The organism is Streptomyces anulatus (genome assembly GCF_000721175.1).
GTDB lineage: Bacteria > Actinomycetota > Actinomycetes > Streptomycetales > Streptomycetaceae > Streptomyces > Streptomyces anulatus_C.
Window position 1 is genome coordinate 138,620 of sequence record NZ_JOEZ01000006.1, and the last position, 16,561, is coordinate 155,180.

Genomic DNA, 16,561 nt, shown 5'->3' on the forward strand with positions numbered 1-16,561 from the left:
GGACGCGGGGGCCCGGCCGGGGGCCGGTCAGGGGTCTGCCCGGCGGGGCACTAACGTGCCGCGTATGACGACTGCACTGATCACGGGCGCGACGGCGGGCATCGGGGCCGCGTTCGCGCGGCGGCTCGCGGCCCAGGGGCACAACCTGGTGCTGGTGGCGCGGGACACCGCACGGCTGCGCGAGCAGGCCACCGAACTGCACGACCGGCACGGCATCGAGGCGGAGGTGCTGAGCGCCGACCTGTCCACGGACAGCGGGATCGAGGCGGTCGAGAAGCGGCTCGCGGAGCGCAGGCACCCGGTCGATCTGCTGGTCAACAACGCCGGGTTCGGCAACAAGGGGCGCTTCCTGGAGGTGTCCATGGCCGATGAGCTGACGATGCTGAAGGTGCACTGCGAGGCCGTGCTGCGGCTGACCTCGGCGGCCGTCGCCGGGATGAAGGAGCGGGGCCGGGGCGGGGTCGTCAACGTGGCGTCCGTCGCGGCGTTCGTGCCGCGCGGTACGTACGGGGCGTCCAAGGCGTGGGTCGTGCAGTTCACCCAGGGCGCGGCGCGGGATCTGGCCGGGTCGGGGGTGCGGCTGATGGTGCTGTGCCCCGGGTTCGTCCGGACGGAGTTCCACGAGCGGGCCGGTATGGGCACGGACAACATCCCGGACTGGATGTGGCTCGACGCGGACAAGCTGGTGGCCTCGGCGCTGGCGGATCTGGCCCGGGGGAAGACGGTGTCGATCCCGGACCCGCGGTACAAGGCGCTGATGGGGCTGGTCAAGATCGCCCCGCGGGGCCTGCTCGGCGGGGTCACCTCGCGGACGGGGCGTAAGTACGGTCCGCAGTGACCGCCTTGCGGCGACCGGTGCGGTACGGGTGCAGGAAGGCCGGTCCGACCGCGGGGGGCGTCACATGACCGCCCCCCCACCGCCCTCCTGGCCATGGGCCCGGGCATCGCGGCGCAGTTGGCGGCGATGGCGGACGCGACGCTGATCGACACCTCGCGGGGTTCGCTGGTCGACGGTGAGGCGCTGCTGCCGAGGCGGAACGCACCGAGGCCCGGCGCCCCCGCGACGGGGGTGCCGGGCCTCATGCGTACCGGGAGGTACCGCGCGTACTAGTGGGAGTGGCCGTGGCCGCCGTGACCGGCGTCGCCCTCTTCCTCGGCCGGCTTCTCGACGACCAGGGTCTCGGTCGTGAGCAGCAGAGACGCGATGGACGCGGCGTTCTCCAGGGCGGAGCGGGTGACCTTGACCGGGTCGATGACGCCGGCCTTGACCAGGTCGCCGTACTCGCCGGTGGCGGCGTTGAAGCCCTGGCCCTTGTCGAGCTCGGAGACCTTGGAGGTGATGACGTAACCCTCCAGGCCGGCGTTCTCGGCGATCCAGCGCAGCGGCTCGACGGCGGCGCGGCGGACGACCGCGACACCGGTGGCCTCGTCGCCGGTCTTGCCGAGGTTGCCCTCCAGGACCTTCACCGCGTGGACGAGGGCGGAGCCACCGCCGGAGACGATGCCCTCCTCGACAGCGGCGCGGGTCGCGGAGATGGCGTCCTCGAGGCGGTGCTTCTTCTCCTTGAGCTCCACCTCGGTGGCGGCGCCGACACGGATGACGCACACGCCGCCGGCCAGCTTCGCGAGGCGCTCCTGGAGCTTCTCGCGGTCCCAGTCGGAGTCCGTGGACTCGATCTCGGCCTTGATCTGGTTGACGCGGCCCTTGACGTCCTCGGAGTTGCCCCCGCCGTCGACGATGGTCGTGTCGTCCTTGGAGACGGTGACGCGGCGGGCGGTGCCCAGCACGTCGAGACCGGCGCCGTCGAGCTTGAGGCCGACCTCTTCGGCGATGACGGTCGCACCGGTGAGGGTGGCGATGTCACCGAGCATGGCCTTGCGGCGGTCGCCGAAGCCCGGGGCCTTCACCGCGACGGCGTTGAAGGTGCCGCGGATCTTGTTGACGACGAGGGTGGAGAGCGCCTCGCCCTCGACGTCCTCGGCGATGATCAGGAGCGGCTTGGAGGCGCCGGCCTGGATGACCTTCTCCAGGAGCGGGAGCAGCTCCTGGATGGAGCCGATCTTGCCCTGGTGGATCAGGATGTACGGGTCGTCGAGGACGGCCTCCATACGCTCCTGGTCGGACACCATGTACGGGGACAGGTAGCCCTTGTCGAAGGCCATGCCCTCGGTGAACTCCAGGTCCAGACCGAAGGTGTTGGACTCCTCGACGGTGATGACACCGTCCTTGCCGACCTTGTCCATCGCGTCCGCGATGAGCTCGCCGACCTGGGTGTCCTGCGCGGAGAGCGCGGCCACGGCGGCGATGTCGGACTTGTCGTCGATTGGGCGGGCGGTCGCGAGGAGCTCCTCGGACACGGCCTTGACCGCGGCGTCGATGCCCTTCTTCAGGGCGGCCGGGGAGGCGCCGGCGGCGACGTTGCGCAGGCCCTCGCGGACGAGCGCCTGGGCCAGGACGGTCGCGGTGGTGGTGCCGTCACCCGCTACGTCGTTGGTCTTGGTCGCCACCTCCTTGACGAGCTGGGCACCGAGGTTCTCGTACGGGTCGTCGAGCTCGACCTCGCGCGCGATGGTGACACCGTCGTTGGTGATGGTGGGAGCGCCGAACTTCTTGTCGATGACGACGTTGCGGCCCTTGGGGCCGATCGTCACCTTGACCGTGTCGGCAAGCTTGTTGACGCCGCGCTCAAGGGCGCGACGGGCGTCCTCGTCGAACTTCAGAATCTTCGCCATGGGCTGTACTTCCCTCTCGAACGAACTGCGCCCCTCGCCACCCGGCTAGTTATTTCGCAGGGGGCCAGGGGCGCAGAACACAAGCAAACGTGGGTGAATTACTTCTCGACGATCGCGAGGACGTCGCGGGCCGAGAGGACGAGGTAGTCCTCGCCGTTGTACTTCACCTCGGTGCCGCCGTACTTGCTGTACAGGACGACGTCGCCGGTCTTGACGTCGAGCGGAAGTCGCTCGCCGTTCTCGAAGCGGCCCGGACCGACGGCAAGGACGACGCCCTCCTGGGGCTTCTCCTTCGCGGTGTCCGGAATGACCAGGCCGGAAGCCGTGGTCTGCTCGGCGTCGAGCGGCTGGACCACAATGCGGTCCTCGAGCGGCTTGATCGCAACCTTGGAGCTGGTGGTCGACACGATCCGGTCTCCCCCTTCGGAGATCTCACGGGGTTTAACAGTCTGTGGGTGGCGACCAGACCGATCCGTCGTCGCGGGTGCCGGACCTGCCCTGTCGCACAAGGTGGTGCTGGCACTCTCCAGGGGGGAGTGCCAGACCTGAGACTATGACCGCGATTAGCACTCGGTCAAGCGGAGTGCCAATTCACCACCCTCGCGCCGTCTCGATCGGGGCTCCATCGGGGCTCCATCGGATCAGCGTCCCGGCCAACGTGGGGGCGGAGTTCCGTGTTCCGAACGACGTTACGACGGTACGGAGATGACGCGTCCGGAGAGCCGCCTGCCCGGCAGCACGGGGTGTCCGCAGACAAGGCGTCCGCGCCTGCCCCTCCCAAGGACCCGGGCACGGACCGGATCCCGGCCATCGCTCTCGGCGTCTTCGCCCTCGTGGCCGCCTGCGTCGCGGTGACGTTGCCGCGCGGCCGGTGGCACCGGGCCTGCGGGACCCCCGCCCTGTCGCAGCGGGGGCGACAGGCAGCGGAGGCTGAGCGCGCGTGCGCGGCGGGTGCGGGGAAGGGGCGCGGGTCAGACGTAGTCCTCCAGCTTCGCCACCGCGTATCCCTTGTCCGTGACGGTCTTCATGACCCGGCGGATCATGTCGGGCATCGAGCCCTTCCAGTCCTCCTTGCCCCGGAAGTGGGTGAGGACGATGTCGCCGGGGTGCAGGTCCCTGTCCCACTCGCGCCATTCCATGTGGTCGGGGAAGGCCTCGGAGGACCACAGGGGTACGGCGGTGATCCCGCAGGACTTGGCGACGACGAGGGTGTCGCGGTTGTAGTTGCCGTAGGGCGGGCGGAAGAGGGTGGGCCGCTTCCCGTAGTGCTTGAGGATCTTCTCCTGCTGGCCGCAGATCTCCCGCTTCTGCTCTGCGTGGGAGAGTCCGGGCAGATAGCGGTGGTTGAGCGTGTGGTTGCTGATGACCACCCCGCGCTGCTGCATCTTCTTGAAGTAGCCGTAGTCGTCGTTGATGACGTAGTCACTGAGGAACGCGCTGTACGGGATGTCCAGTTCGGTCATCATCCGCAGCAGCTCGGGGTCCTTCTCCGCCCCGTCGTCCATCGTCAGGAAGACGATCTTCTCCTTGGTCGGGACGGTGGTGAAGACGGGCGGCAGCCCGGCGTCGTCCCGGACCTCGAAGCCCTTGCGGGTGGTGATGCGCGGCTTCGTCTCCGGCGGTTCGGGGGCTGCGAGCGGGGTCTTGGCGAGCCCCCACTTCTTCGCGGCGACCGCCCGTGCGGCCTGCTTCTTCTTGAGCGTCTCCGCGTACGCGCCGGGGGCGCGGGCGGGCCCGGCCTGCGGGGTGGCGTCGCCCTGCTGGCCGGCGGCGGGTTTCGCGGGCCCGCCGGGAGCTCCCGCGCCGCTGCCACCCGCCTCCGCCGCACATCCGGAGGCGACGGCGGCGGCCAGCAGGGCCGCCAGCACGACACCGCCCGACCTGTGCCACTTCATGGCTGATTTTTCGTTTTGTCGTACTAGCTGCATGGCGCCGCATCCTGCCAGCCGTCGACCCGCTCGCCCTTTCGACACCGCGAGCAGCCATGCCCCGTCCCCCGGCCGGCCCACACCGGCGCACCGGCCACAATGGACCGGGTGAACGCAACGACCCCCTCCGCCTCGGCCGACGACCCCGCCCGCGCCGCCTTCGCCGCGCTGCGCACCCCCGAGGGCGAGCGGCTGCTTGCCGAGCTGCGCGACCACGACCCCGCCGACGAGCTGGCCACCGCGACCCGGCTGCGCCGCACGCACCCGGCGGAGCTGGTGTCGGCGGCCCTGGGCCAGGCCCGGCTGCGGCAGCGGGCAGTGGCGAAGTTCGGGACGGCGGACGCGTACCGGATGTACTTCACGCCCAACGGCGTCGAGCAGGCCACCCGCACCTCGGTCGCCGCCCACCGCGCCGCCCGGTTCGCCGGGCTCGGCGTGCGGAGCGTGGCCGACCTGTGCTGCGGCATCGGCGGCGACGCCCTCGCGCTGGCCCGCGCCGGGATCTTTGTGCTCGCCGTGGACCGCGACCCGCTGACCGTCGAGGTGGCCCGCGCCAACGCCGAGGCGCTCGGCCTGGACCGGCTGATCGAGGTGCGGTGCGCCGATGTCACGGAGATCGACACCGCGGCGTACGACGCGGTCTTCGTGGACCCGGCGCGGCGGGGCGGCAGGGGCCGGATCTTCGACCCGGAGGCGTACTCACCGCCGCTGTCCTGGGCGACGGCCGCCGCGCTGAAGGCCCCCCGGGCGGCGCTGAAGATCGCCCCGGGCATCCCGCACGAGGCGATCGGCCCGGAGGCGGAGGCCGAGTGGATCTCGGACGGCGGCGATGTGAAGGAGGCGGTGCTCTGGTACGGGGAGGGCTTCGCGTCCGGTGCGTTCCGGGCAACGCTGCTGCCCTCCGGGGCGACCCTGACCGCCCCGGCCCCGCTGCCCGCCCCGCCCGTGGGCCCGGTCGGGCGCTATCTGTACGAGCCGGACGGCGCGGTGATCCGGGCCCATCTGGTCGCCGACGTCGTGGAGCGGTGCGGCGGGCGGCTGGTGGACGAGACGATCGCGTACGTCACGAGCGACCGGCCGTACTCCTCCCCGTACACCTCGGGTTACGAGATCACCGATCAACTGCCGTTCAACATGAAGAAGCTGAAGGCGCTGCTGCGGGAGCGTCAGGTCGGTGTGCTGACCGTCAAGAAGCGCGGCTCGGCGGTCGAGCCGGAGGAGCTGCGCCGCCGGATGAAGCTGAGCGGGCCGAACGCGGTGACGGTGTTCCTGACCCGGGTGGCGGGGGCTCCGACGATGCTGATCGGCCATCCGCTGGGCTGAACCGGGGCGGGAACGTCTCCGAGCCTGTCGGGTGACCTCTGACCGGGCCGCCACGCCCTGGCACGCACGCTTCCGGCGTTGCCGAGACGCCCTGGCAGCTCCGCTACGAGGACATCCCGGCGCCCTGGAACCGTACGCACCGGACCGCGTCCGCTTTCCGGTCGAAGGCCACCCGACAGGCTCTCAGCGGTGGCCGGGTCCGCCGGCGCGGGTGAAGGGCGGGCGTGCGGGCTCGGGGCCCCGGGCCACGGCCGGCGACCGTCCGGCCTCGGTCCCGGTCCCGGTCCCTGCACCCGTACCGGTCCCCATCAGGACGCCCACCACCCAGCGGCGGTGCGCCAGGGCCGTGACCGCGCCGATCAGCGCGGTCAGCCAGGCCACCATGCCGACGCCCATCACCAGGGCGACCAGCCCGTACGTCTCCCGGCCCGGCCGCGCGCTCGCGGGCCCGATGATGCACAGGGCCAGCCCCACCGCGCCCAGGGCGAACGACAGCAGCAGCCAGGCGAGGCTCGTCCCGGGCATCCGCAGCCGCCGGTCGCGCTCCGGGTCGCGGGCCAGCGCACCCCAGGCGGTGAGCAGCGTGCGGACCTTCCGGTCCCGGGAGACCCCGACCCCGAGGAAGACGGCGGCCGGGATCAGGACCGCCGCGCCGATGACCAGGCTGGCGCTTCCGCCGATGACACTGGTGAAGTCGACCAGGTCGAGGGCCTGTTCGAACATGACGATGCCGGAGCCCACCAGGCTCCAGCCGATCGCGGCGAGCGCCCCCCCACATCCACAGCAGCCCGAGCCGCCCCGGCCCCACGTGCATCTTCACCAACTCGCCAAGGACCACCGCCCGGTCGGCGAGCATCGCCTCTCGGTCGGGCCAGGAGCGGATCTCGACGGGCGGCGGCGGAGGCGGGAGCGGGGCACGGCGTGGCATGCGCAGAACACTACCGATCCGGCCCCGGGGGGCGCGCGCCCGTTCGGGGCCCCCGGGGCCCCGCGCAGGTCCGGACCCTCGGGCCGCGCCCGTTCAGGCGTCGCGCAGCGCCTGGATGTCCAGCTTGCCCATGCCGAGCATCGCCTTCATGGTCCGGTCCGCCTTCGCCGGGTCCGGGTCGGCCAGCAGGCGCGGCAGCTCGTTCGGCACGATCTGCCAGGACACCCCGAACTTGTCCTTGAGCCAGCCGCACTGCCCCTCCTCGCCGCCCTCGGAGAGCGCGGCCCAGAACCGGTCCACCTCGGCCTGGTCGGCGCAGTCGACGGAGAGCGAGATCGCCTCGGTGAACGGGAACTGCGGGCCGCCGTTGAGCCCCGTGTAGTCCTGGCCGGCGAGCCGGAAGTCGACGGTGAGCACGGAACCCGTCTCGCCGGGGGCCTCGGCGCCGTAGTAGGTGATGTCCCGGATGCGGGAGTCACCGCCGAAGATCGCGACGTAGTGCTCGGCCGCCTCCTTCGCGTGGCCGTCGTACCAGAGACAGGGGGTGATCTTCTGCATGGTCTTCTCCTCGTCGGGCCGTCCACGCGTCCGGTCCTGGGGGTCCGGACGTCGTGGAAGGTAGACCGCCCCGGGCGCGGGAACTCATCGGACACGCCCCGGGGCACGCGGCCCGCACCCGTGCGGCCTCAGCGGGAGGCCGCACCCCTGTCCTGCTCCACGGCCACCGGGCCCGCTCCCCGTCCCGCTCTTCCCCTCGCCGCCCATGGCGTCCCCATTCCCCCACGCTTCCCTGACCGGGCCGGGGCGCAAAGCCGGGCCGGGCCGGGGCGCGGCAGGGCACGGCGCGGCACGGCGGGCCGGGGCGCGGCGGGCCGGGGCGCGGCGGGCCGGGGCGCGGCGGGCCGGGGCGGGCCGCGGCGGCGCGGCCTGGCGGCCGCGGCGGGGGTGCTGCTCAGCCCACCGCCTCGAAGCGCCAGCGGTGCACCGGACGGGTGATCAGGGCGGCGTCGGGCTCGGGAAGCTCGGGGAGCTCGTCGGCGTACGAGGCGTCCTGCCACCACGTCATCACCAGCACCCGGTCCTGCGGGGCGCGCAGCAGTTCGCGGCGGACGGGTTCGCGGGCCAGTTCTGCGGCCCGCGCCCGCGCCCACTCCAGGAGTTCACCGCCACCGCCCTCCACGGCGCGGGCCTCCCACATCAGGACGATGGTCGCGGCGGGGCTCATGAGTACAGGTTGTCCTTGCTGATCTCGTGCACGTGATCATGCGTGTGCTGCTGGTGGGCCCCCGGCACATGCGGCTCCGTGACCGGCAGCGAGGAGTCGGCCGACAGCTCCAGGTCGGAGGGGCGGCGGTTGCGGGCGACCATCTCGGCGCCGAGCGCCGCGACCATCGCACCGTTGTCGGTGCAGAGCCCGGGGCGCGGCACCCGCAGCCGGACACCGGCCCGCTCGCAGCGCTCCTCGGCCAGTGCGCGCAGCCGGGAGTTGGCGGCCACGCCGCCGCCGATCATCAGGTGGTCGACGCCCTCGTCCTTGCAGGCCCGGACCGCCTTTCGCGTGAGCACGTCCACCACGGCCTCCTGGAAGGACGCCGCCACATCCCGTACCGGCACCTCCTCGCCCGCCGCGCGCCTCGCCTCGATCCAGCGCGCCACCGACGTCTTCAGGCCGGAGAAGGAGAAGTCGTACGGGGCGTCGCGCGGGCCGGTCAGACCGCGCGGGAAGGCGATCGACGTCGGGTCGCCCTCCTTCGCGAGGCGGTCGATGACCGGGCCGCCGGGGAAGCCGAGGTTCAGCACGCGGGCGATCTTGTCGAACGCCTCGCCCGCCGCGTCGTCGATCGTCGCGCCGAGCGGCCGGACGTCGCTGGTGATGTCGGGGGCCAGCAGGAGCGAGGAGTGCCCGCCGCTGACCAGGAGCGCCATGGTCGGCTCGGGCAGCGGGCCGTGCTCCAGCTGGTCGACGCAGATGTGCGAGGCGAGGTGGTTGACCCCGTAGAGCGGCTTGCCGAGCGCGTAGGCGTACGCCTTCGCGGCCGAGACGCCGACGAGCAGGGCTCCGGCGAGCCCGGGGCCCGAGGTGACGGCGATCCCGTCGAGGTCGCGGGCGCTGACGCCCGCCTCCTTCAGGGCGCGCTCGATGGTGGGGACCATCGCCTCCAGGTGGGCGCGGGAGGCGATCTCCGGGACGACGCCGCCGAAGCGGGCGTGGGTGTCGACGCTGGAGGCGACGGCGTCCGCGAGCAGGGTCGTCCCGCGCACGATGCCGACGCCGGTCTCGTCGCAGGAGGTCTCGATGCCGAGTACGAGGGGTTCGTCGGCAGCCATCATTCAGTCCCGGTTCCTGGTGCGTGTTCGGTTACCGCTGGCTCTTGCATGGTGAGGCGCATGACGAGGGCGTCGATGTTCCCCGGCTGGTAGTAGCCGCGCCGGAAGCCGATCGGCTCGAAGCCGAAGCGCTCGTACAGCTTCTGCGCGCGGGCGTTGTCGACCCGGACCTCCAGAAGCACGGTGGCGCACTCGAAGGCGGTCGCGTGTTTCAGCAGATCGGTGAGAAGTTCGGAGCCGAGGCCGGTGCCCCAGGCCTCGCGGCTGACCGCGATCGTCTGGACGTCGGCCAGGTCACCGAGGGCGGCGAGCCCGGCGTAGCCGACGATGCGGCCGGTGGCGGGGTCCTCGGCGACGACGTAGCGGCGGGTGGCGCCGGGGCCGCGGGCGTGGGCCAGCTCGGACCAGAACATGCCGGGCGACCAGGCGTCGTCCGGGAACAGCGCGTGTTCGAGCTCCAGCACCGGTGCGATGTCCCACCAGCGCATCTCGCGCAGTACGGCGGCGGTGGCGGCGCTCACGTGGGGGTGACCACCTTGTAGTTCTTCGGGACCTGGGCGTCGGGCCTGCGCAGGTAGAGCGGCCGCGGCTCCAGGAGCTGCTGTCCGGCGGCGAGGCGTTCGGCGGCGAGCGCGGCGAGCGCTCCGGCGGCGACGTGCTCGGGGCCGCGGGGGTCCGGGAAGGCGTCCGGGTAGAGCACCGCGCCCGCGCCGACCACGGGCAGCCCCGCAAGTGCGGCGGCGATGTCGGCGGGCCGGTCGACGGCGGGTTCGCCCGTACGGGTGCGGGCGTCCTCGTACCGCGCCCAGTAGACCTCCTTGCGGCGCGCGTCCGTCGCCACGGCGAACGGCCCTTCCAGGCCCTCCAGGCCGGCGGCGTAGGCGAGGCCGTCCAGGGTGCACAGGCCGTGGACCGGTACGGAGAGGGCGGAGCCGAAGGTGGCGGCGGTGACCAGGCCGACCCGCAGGCCGGTGTAGGGGCCGGGGCCGACGCCCACGACCACGTCCGTCACGGCGTCGAGCCTCGTCCCGGCCTCGGCGAGGACCCGGTCGACGGCGGGGAGCAGCAGCTCCCCGTGCCTGCGGGCGTCGACCTGTCCGCAGGAGGCGATGACGGACGTACCGTCGTGCAGGGCGACGGTGACGGCGGGCGTGGCGGTATCCATGGCGAGCAAGAGCACGCAAACAGCCTACGGCTCCGCCGACGGCGTTACGGCGTCCGTACGGCGTCCCGGCCGGCGCACGCGCGGCTGCTACCGTCACCCGGGTATCCACGGGTACGACATAAACGCTTGTACGACATACGGCAGGCGGCGCCGAAAGGGGAGTTCACGGTGGCAAGGAGCAGCTCGGGAATCGTGGCCGGGCTCACTGCGGCGGCGGTCGCCGCGGTCGCCTTCCTCGCTTACCAGGCCTCGGCGAACGCCCCCGCCTCGGTGGCGTCCACTCCCGGCCCGAAGAGCTCCGCCTCGGCCCCGGCGCAGCCCTCCGCCAAGCCGAAGCCCCCGGCCGACCCGCTGGCGGTCCCGGTCGCTTCCGGCAAAGGCGAGCGCGTCGTGTACGCGCTGAAGGACCGCCGGGTGTGGCTGGTCGACGAGAACAACGAGGCGATCCGCACCTTCACCGTGATGCCGAGCCCCGTCAGCCCGCCGACCGGGGTCCACCAGGTCACCTCGCGCTCGGGCACGGTCCAGGGCTCGGACGGCGTCCCGATCGAGCACGTGGTCCGGTTCGCGAACGTGGACGAGGTGACGATCGGCTTCAGCGCGGCGCAGGACGGCTCGATGGCCAGCCCGGACCCGGCGTCGAAGACGGGCGGCGTCCGGATGAAGCGCGCGGACGGCAACGCGATGTGGACCTTCGCGACGGTCGGCGCGAAGGTCGTCGTCGTCCCGTAGGGGGCGACCAGGGGGTCTGTTCCCGTAGGGCGACCAGGGGGTCTGTCGTCCCGTAGGGCGACCAGGGGTCCGTCGTCCTGTAGGGCCCAGAGGGCTTACGGGACCGGGGCCTCGCTCCTCGGAACCCGGGGTGTCCTACGCCGCCCGCCGCCGGGCGGCGTCCTCGCGGGCGCTCCCCTCGTCCCGGTCGGCCGTTTCCGCCGCGTCGCTGGGCGGGGTGGAGACCGCGGAGGCCGCGGCGCACGAGGCCAGCAGGTCTTTCATCGACAGGGCGGACGGAGTCGGTCGCGGCTGCGGTCGCGCTGCGCGCTCGGGCGTCGGCATGGATGCCTCCTGGATGCTCCGGTGGAGGGCGTGGTTAGGCAGACCTAACCACGTCTCGTACCCATGTGACCACGACCACGGTCCCCCGCGCAACAATTTACCGACGCACTGTCGGGAAGGTCTCGTGAAGGATGGCGGCGGAGGACGGGCGGCGTTACGCCAGATCCGCCCGCAGCCCCGCCCAGCGCGCCCCGATGCCGACCAGGGTCACCTCGCGCCGTTCGTCGTCGGTGTCGCCGGTCGCGCGGTCGATGAGGACCCGCAGCCGGTCGCCGGCCAGCTCCTCGACCTTGCCGTCGCCCCACTCCACGACCACCACCGACTCCGGCAGCGACACGTCCAGGTCCAGGTCCTCCATCTCGTCGAGCCCGCCGCCCAGGCGGTACGCGTCGACGTGGACCAGGGCGGGGCCTCCGGCCGGCGAGGGGTGGACGCGGGCGATGACGAAGGTGGGCGAGGTGACAGCGCCGCGCACGCCGAGGCCCTCACCGAGGCCCCGGGTCAGCGTCGTCTTCCCGGCGCCCAGCTCCCCGGTCAGCATGACCAGGTCGCCGGGGGCCAGCACCCGGGCGAGGCGGCGGCCCAGGTCCTGCATCTGTTCGGGGGAGGTGACGGTGAGCGTCACCGTCACGGCCTCGGGTACGGCCCCGGCGGGCTCGGGAGCGGTCGTCCCCACGGGCTCGGGAGCGGTCTCAGCGGCCGGGCTGTTGTGCGGTGCTTCCATGTCCGCCAACGTTAGCGTCCGGCACCGTGCCACTGCGTACGAGCAGGTCGGCCAGCCGGTCCGTGACCGCCTCCGGGTGCTCCAGCATCACCAGGTGCCCGGCGTCCGGCACGATCACCAGTTCGGCGTCGGGCAGGACGTCCGCGATGGCCTCGCTGTGCGAGCTGGGGGTGACCAGGTCCTTGTCCCCGGCCAGGATCAGCACGGGCACGTCCCGGAACGCGGTCAGCGCGCCGCTCTTGTCGTGCTCGGTGAAGGCCGGGTAGAACTCGGCGACCACATCGATCGGGGTGGACTCGATCAGCCGTTCCGCGAACCGGGAGACCGCCGGGTCCACGTCCCGCGAACCGAACGAATACCGCTTGATCAGCCCGGCGAAGAGGTCCGCCGTGGCCCGCCGGCCCCTCTCCACCAGCTCCGTCTGCGAGCCGAGCGCCTTCAGCACCCCGGGCAGCACCCGGCGCACCGCGTTCACGCCCGCCACCGGCAGCCCGAAGCTGACCTCGCCGAGCTCGCCGCTGGAGGTGCCGATCAGGGCGACGGCGGCGACCCGGTCGCGGATCAGGGCCGGGTACTGGTCGGCCAGCGCCATCATCGTCATGCCGCCCATGGAGTGCCCGGCCAGCACCAGCGGGCCCTCGGGGGCCGCCGCGTCGATGACCGCCTTCAGGTCGCGGCCGAGCTGGTCGATGCCGAGCGGCACCCCGTAAGCCTGGGCCCGGCCCCGCTCGGAGCGGCCGTGGCTGCGCTGGTCCCAGTAGACGCAGCGGACGAGGCCGCGCAGGGCGGCCCGCTGGAAGTGCCAGGAGTCCTGGCCGAGGCAGTAGCCGTGGCTGAAGACGACGGTGACCGGGGCGGGGGCCTTGCGCCCGAAGAGGCGGCGACGGCGGGTGCCGGTCGCGCCCGGACCCTCGTCGGCCGCCGCCGGCGCGTCCTCCACCTCGTCGATCTCGTAGTACAGCTCGGTGTGGTCGTCGGCGACGGCCCGGCCCGGCGTGCCGCGCAGCGAGCCGTAGGGCCCGGTGGCGTCCAGTGCCAGGCGGGCCTTCTTCCGCATGCCTCGCCCGACGGTGAGCCGCTCGACGGCGACGCCCGCCGCCGCGCCGGCGGCGAGCACCCCTATCGCGGCCCCGGCGATCCCCGCCCGGCGCCAGCCGGCCGCGCCGGCAGCGGCGGCGGCGGTCGCGTCGACGGCGGCCCTCGCGCTGCTCTCGCTCACCGCTGTGCGCCCCCGGTCGGATCGGCCGTCCCGTTCACGTACACCCTGGGCACCCGGGTGCCGATGCGGGTGACGATCTCGTACGCGATGGTGCCGGCGGCCTCCGCCCAGTCCTGTGCGGTCGGCTCGCCCCGGTCGCCAGGACCGAACAGCACCGCCTCCGCGCCCGGTTCGGGCCGGTCGCCTTCGAGGTCGACGACGAACTGGTCCATGGCGACGCGGCCCGCGACCGTGCGCGTCCTCCCGCCGACCAGGACGGGGCCCCGGCCCGACGCGTGGCGCGGGACGCCGTCCGCGTAACCGACGGGGATCAGGCCGAGGGTCGTCTCCGCGGACGTCGTGTAGTGGTGGCCGTAGCTGACGCCGTGTCCGGCGGGGGCTCCCTTGACCAGGGCGACGGACGCGGCGAGCGTCATCGCGGGGCGCAGCCCGAAGTCGGCGGAGGTGCCCAGCTCGGGGGCGGGCGAGATGCCGTACATCGCGATGCCGGTCCGGACGAGGTCGAAGTGCGCCTCGGGGATCGTGAGCGTGGCCGGGGAGTTGGCCATGTGCCGCACCTCGGGCTCCACGCCCTCCTTCTCGGCGTACGCGACCATGTCGCGGTAGACGTCGAGCTGGGCGGCGATCGAGGGGTGGCCGGGCTCGTCGGCGCAGGCGAAGTGGGACCAGAGACCGGTGATCCGGACGCGCCCGGCCCGCTCGGCGGCGAGGGCTTCGGTGACCAGTCCGGGCCAGTCGGCGGGCTGGCAGCCGCCCCGGCCGAGGCCGGTGTCGGCCTTGAGCTGGATCCTGGCCGGCCGGCCGGCCGCTCCGGCGGCCTCGACGACCTCGCGCAGCGCCCACATGCCGCTGACCGACACGTCGACGTCGGCCTCGATCGCCTCGCGCCAGGGGCCGCCGGGCGTCCACAGCCAGCACATGATCCGGCCGTCGAGTCCGGCCGACCGCAGGGCGAGGGCCTCGTGCGGGGTCGCGGTGCCCAGCCAGGTCGCCCCGGCCTCCCGCGCGGCCCTGGCGCAGGGCACCGCCCCGTGCCCGTACCCGTCGGACTTCACGACGGCCATGAGCTGCGCACCGGCCGCACGCTCGCGCAGGGCGCGCACGTTGGCGCGCAGCGCGGCGAGGTCGATCTCGGCACGGGCTCTCAGGGACGCTGTCTCGTTCATCGCGCCCAGTGTCTCAGAGGCGTCGGTCGCCCCTCGGGCGACGTACGCCGGTATCCGGCCTTATGTGCGTTTCATCACATGCTTCAGGTGGTCGACGAGGACCGGAACATGGCTGTCGTCCACGTCCTTGGCGGCGGTGATCAGCGTGACGGGCCCGCCCTCGCGCACGAGGCCGACGAGCCGCTCGACGGCCTCCGTGTGGGCGGAGTCGTCGAGTTCGGTGCGGTAGCGCTCGACGAACGTGTCGTGACGCGCGCCGGAGCGGTCCTGGTGGTACCAGGAGCGCAGTTCGTCCGAGGGGGTGACGTCCTTCAGCCAGACGTCGATCGCGGCCCGCTCCTTGGAGACGCCCCTGGGCCAGAGCCGGTCGACCAGGACACGCGTGCCGTCGCCGTCCTCCGGCGGGTCGTAGGCCCTGCGTACACGTACGGGTTGGCTGCCGCTCACCGCTGCCGACCGCCCTTCCACTCCGGGGCCTCCACCATCACCCCGGCTCAGCCCGCCCGCACGTCGCGCCAGGCCGCCGGGATGCCGTCCGCGACGTCCTGCGCGGAGACCGGGGCCCCGTCCGAGCCGTGCCGGGCGGCGAGCCCGTGCAGATAGGCGCCGGCCGACGCGGCGTCGAGCGGGGCCAGCCCGGCCGCGAGAAGGGACCCCGTCAGCCCGGAGAGCACGTCGCCGCTGCCCGCCGTGGCGAGCCAGGACGTACCGGTCGGATTGACCCGTACGGGGGTGTCGCGGGCCTCCGCGATCAGGGTCGTGGAGCCCTTGAGGAGCACGGTGGCGCGGTAGCGGGCGGCCAGTTCGCGCACCGCGGTCAGCCGCCCGGCCTCGACCTCCTCACGGGCCGTGCCGAGCAGGGCGGCGGCCTCCCCCGCGTGCGGGGTGAGGACGGTGGGGGCGGTCCGGGTCCGGACGGTCTCCGCGTCCAGCAGCCGCAGCCCGTCCGCGTCGACCAGTACGGGGACGTCGGTGGCCAGCACATCGGCGACGGCGGCCGCCGCGCTCCGCCCGTCGCCGAGCCCGGGCCCGACCACCCAGGCCTGCACCCGCCCCGCCTCCGACGGCGGCCCGGCGTGCACCAGCGCCTCGGGGAACCGGGCGATCACCGCGTCCGCGCCCGGTCCGACGTACCGCACGGCCCCGGCCCCGCCGCGCAGCGCTCCCGCGACCGCGAGGACCGCCGCGCCCGGGTAGCGCCCGGACCCGGCGACGACGCCGACGACCCCGCGCCGGTACTTGTCGCTCGAAGCGCCCGGCACCGGCAGCAACGCCGCGACGTCCGCGTACTGGAGGGCCTCCAGGTCCGGCGGCTCGGGCAGCTCCGGGCCGAGCCCGATGTCCACCAGCCGCAGGGCTCCCGCGTGTTCGGCGGCCGGGTCGACGAGGAGGCCGGGCTTGTAGGTGCCGAAGGTGACCGTCGCGTCCGCCCGGACCGCGTCGCCGTGCACCTCCCCGGTGTCGGCCTCCACCCCGCTCGGCAGGTCGACGGAGAGGACCGGGGTACGGTCCCGGGTCACCGTGTGGAGCAGTGCGACGGCGTCCTCGCGCAGCCCGCCGCGCCCGCCGATGCCGGTGATGCCGTCCACGACGAGGTCGAGCACGCCGAGCCCGTCCGGCCCGTCGACGACCAGCCCTCCGGCCGCCAGCAGCGCGGCGAGGCCGCCGGGATGGGCCCGGTCGGGGGTGAGCAGCAGGGCCCGTACGCCCGCGCCCCGGCGGGCCAGCCGGGCGCCCGCGTAGAGGGCGTCGCCGCCGTTGTCGCCGCTGCCGACCAGGAGCAGGACCCGGGCCCCGTACACCCGGCCGTTGCGCCGCAGCAGATCGCCGCAGGCCACGGCGAGCCCGGCGGCGGCGCGCTGCATCAGGGCGCCCTCCGGCAGCCGCTGCATGAGGGCGGCCTCGGCGGCCCGTACGGTCTCCACGCTGTAGGCACGTCGCATGGGTCCAACCCTCCGCGATCACGCGGGCCGACGCCACCCCCGTACGCC

General features: G+C 73.5%; 19 protein-coding genes. 4 read left to right on the top strand and 15 right to left on the bottom strand.

The window, feature by feature from the left end; genetic code table 11:
• The first annotated feature begins 64 nt into the window (after positions 1-64).
• Both IG90_RS0108095 and IG90_RS0108100 read left to right on the top strand, forming a co-directional pair.
• A complete protein-coding gene (locus IG90_RS0108095) occupies positions 65-838 on the top strand; it encodes an SDR family NAD(P)-dependent oxidoreductase (RefSeq protein WP_030579732.1) in 774 nt (257 codons plus the stop codon).
• Positions 839-931: 93 nt separating this feature from the next.
• Positions 932-1,111 (top strand): hypothetical protein, encoded by a 180-nt coding sequence (locus IG90_RS0108100; protein ID WP_030579735.1) that lies wholly within the window; start codon positions 932-934, stop codon positions 1,109-1,111.
• Here IG90_RS0108100 and groL read toward each other — a convergent pair.
• The 3 genes from groL to IG90_RS0108115 form a co-directional block, all read right to left on the bottom strand.
• Positions 1,108-2,733: a chaperonin GroEL gene (gene groL, locus IG90_RS0108105; protein WP_030579738.1), complete on the bottom strand. Its 1,626-nt coding sequence runs from the start codon at positions 2,731-2,733 to the stop codon at positions 1,108-1,110. The two genes, IG90_RS0108100 and groL, sit on opposite strands and share 4 nt — an antisense overlap.
• Positions 2,734-2,831: 98 nt before the next feature.
• Positions 2,832-3,140, bottom strand: coding sequence for a co-chaperone GroES (groES, locus tag IG90_RS0108110; protein ID WP_030579741.1), 309 nt, complete (start codon positions 3,138-3,140; stop codon positions 2,832-2,834).
• 564 nt (positions 3,141-3,704) lie between these two features.
• Positions 3,705-4,628 (bottom strand): polysaccharide deacetylase family protein, encoded by a 924-nt coding sequence (locus tag IG90_RS0108115; protein WP_030579744.1) that lies wholly within the window; start codon positions 4,626-4,628, stop codon positions 3,705-3,707.
• 132 nt (positions 4,629-4,760) lie between these two features.
• On the opposite strand from IG90_RS0108115, the gene IG90_RS0108120 reads away from it, so the two are divergent.
• A complete protein-coding gene (locus tag IG90_RS0108120; protein ID WP_030579747.1) occupies positions 4,761-5,984 on the top strand; it encodes a THUMP-like domain-containing protein in 1,224 nt (407 codons plus the stop codon).
• 183 nt (positions 5,985-6,167) lie between these two features.
• On the opposite strand, the gene IG90_RS39250 is transcribed toward IG90_RS0108120, so the two are convergent.
• The 6 genes from IG90_RS39250 to tsaB all read right to left on the bottom strand — a co-directional run bounded on the left by IG90_RS39250 (position 6,168) and on the right by tsaB (position 10,405).
• Positions 6,168-6,725, bottom strand: a complete 558-nt coding sequence (locus tag IG90_RS39250) for a hypothetical protein (protein ID WP_063739480.1) — start codon at positions 6,723-6,725, stop codon at positions 6,168-6,170.
• A 280-nt stretch (positions 6,726-7,005) separates the two neighbouring features.
• Complete coding sequence (locus tag IG90_RS0108130) at positions 7,006-7,470, bottom strand: VOC family protein (RefSeq protein ID WP_030579750.1); 465 nt, start codon at positions 7,468-7,470, stop codon at positions 7,006-7,008.
• A 394-nt stretch (positions 7,471-7,864) separates the two neighbouring features.
• Positions 7,865-8,137 (bottom strand): hypothetical protein, encoded by a 273-nt coding sequence (locus tag IG90_RS0108135; RefSeq protein ID WP_030579753.1) that lies wholly within the window; start codon positions 8,135-8,137, stop codon positions 7,865-7,867.
• A complete protein-coding gene (tsaD, locus tag IG90_RS0108140) occupies positions 8,134-9,240 on the bottom strand; it encodes a tRNA (adenosine(37)-N6)-threonylcarbamoyltransferase complex transferase subunit TsaD (RefSeq protein ID WP_030579756.1) in 1,107 nt (368 codons plus the stop codon). Before tsaD ends, IG90_RS0108135 begins: the two co-directional genes overlap by 4 nt.
• A complete protein-coding gene (gene rimI / locus IG90_RS0108145; protein WP_030579760.1) occupies positions 9,240-9,761 on the bottom strand; it encodes a ribosomal protein S18-alanine N-acetyltransferase in 522 nt (173 codons plus the stop codon). The genes tsaD and rimI overlap by 1 nt, the downstream gene beginning before the upstream one ends.
• Positions 9,758-10,405: a tRNA (adenosine(37)-N6)-threonylcarbamoyltransferase complex dimerization subunit type 1 TsaB gene (tsaB, locus tag IG90_RS0108150; RefSeq protein WP_030579763.1), complete on the bottom strand. Its 648-nt coding sequence runs from the start codon at positions 10,403-10,405 to the stop codon at positions 9,758-9,760. The genes rimI and tsaB overlap by 4 nt, the downstream gene beginning before the upstream one ends.
• Positions 10,406-10,597: 192 nt before the next feature.
• On the opposite strand from tsaB, the gene IG90_RS0108155 reads away from it, so the two are divergent.
• Positions 10,598-11,137 (top strand): L,D-transpeptidase, encoded by a 540-nt coding sequence (locus IG90_RS0108155; RefSeq protein ID WP_033893853.1) that lies wholly within the window; start codon positions 10,598-10,600, stop codon positions 11,135-11,137.
• A gap of 135 nt (positions 11,138-11,272) precedes the next feature.
• On the opposite strand, the gene IG90_RS0108160 is transcribed toward IG90_RS0108155, so the two are convergent.
• The 6 genes from IG90_RS0108160 to IG90_RS0108185 all read right to left on the bottom strand — a co-directional run bounded on the left by IG90_RS0108160 (position 11,273) and on the right by IG90_RS0108185 (position 16,513).
• Complete coding sequence (locus tag IG90_RS0108160) at positions 11,273-11,461, bottom strand: hypothetical protein (RefSeq protein ID WP_030579779.1); 189 nt, start codon at positions 11,459-11,461, stop codon at positions 11,273-11,275.
• A 154-nt stretch (positions 11,462-11,615) separates the two neighbouring features.
• Positions 11,616-12,185 (bottom strand): tRNA (adenosine(37)-N6)-threonylcarbamoyltransferase complex ATPase subunit type 1 TsaE, encoded by a 570-nt coding sequence (gene tsaE, locus IG90_RS0108165; protein ID WP_030579782.1) that lies wholly within the window; start codon positions 12,183-12,185, stop codon positions 11,616-11,618.
• A complete protein-coding gene (locus tag IG90_RS0108170; protein WP_030579785.1) occupies positions 12,154-13,404 on the bottom strand; it encodes an alpha/beta fold hydrolase in 1,251 nt (416 codons plus the stop codon). Before IG90_RS0108170 ends, tsaE begins: the two co-directional genes overlap by 32 nt.
• The gene (gene alr / locus IG90_RS0108175; protein WP_030579789.1) at positions 13,401-14,570 is read right to left on the bottom strand and encodes an alanine racemase; all 1,170 of its coding nucleotides are present in this window, start codon (positions 14,568-14,570) and stop codon (positions 13,401-13,403) included. The genes IG90_RS0108170 and alr overlap by 4 nt, the downstream gene beginning before the upstream one ends.
• 60 nt (positions 14,571-14,630) lie before the next feature.
• Positions 14,631-15,017, bottom strand: a complete 387-nt coding sequence (locus tag IG90_RS0108180) for a DUF488 domain-containing protein (protein WP_030579792.1) — start codon at positions 15,015-15,017, stop codon at positions 14,631-14,633.
• A gap of 47 nt (positions 15,018-15,064) precedes the next feature.
• Positions 15,065-16,513 (bottom strand): NAD(P)H-hydrate dehydratase, encoded by a 1,449-nt coding sequence (locus IG90_RS0108185; protein ID WP_030579795.1) that lies wholly within the window; start codon positions 16,511-16,513, stop codon positions 15,065-15,067.
• Positions 16,514-16,561: the final 48 nt, after the last annotated feature.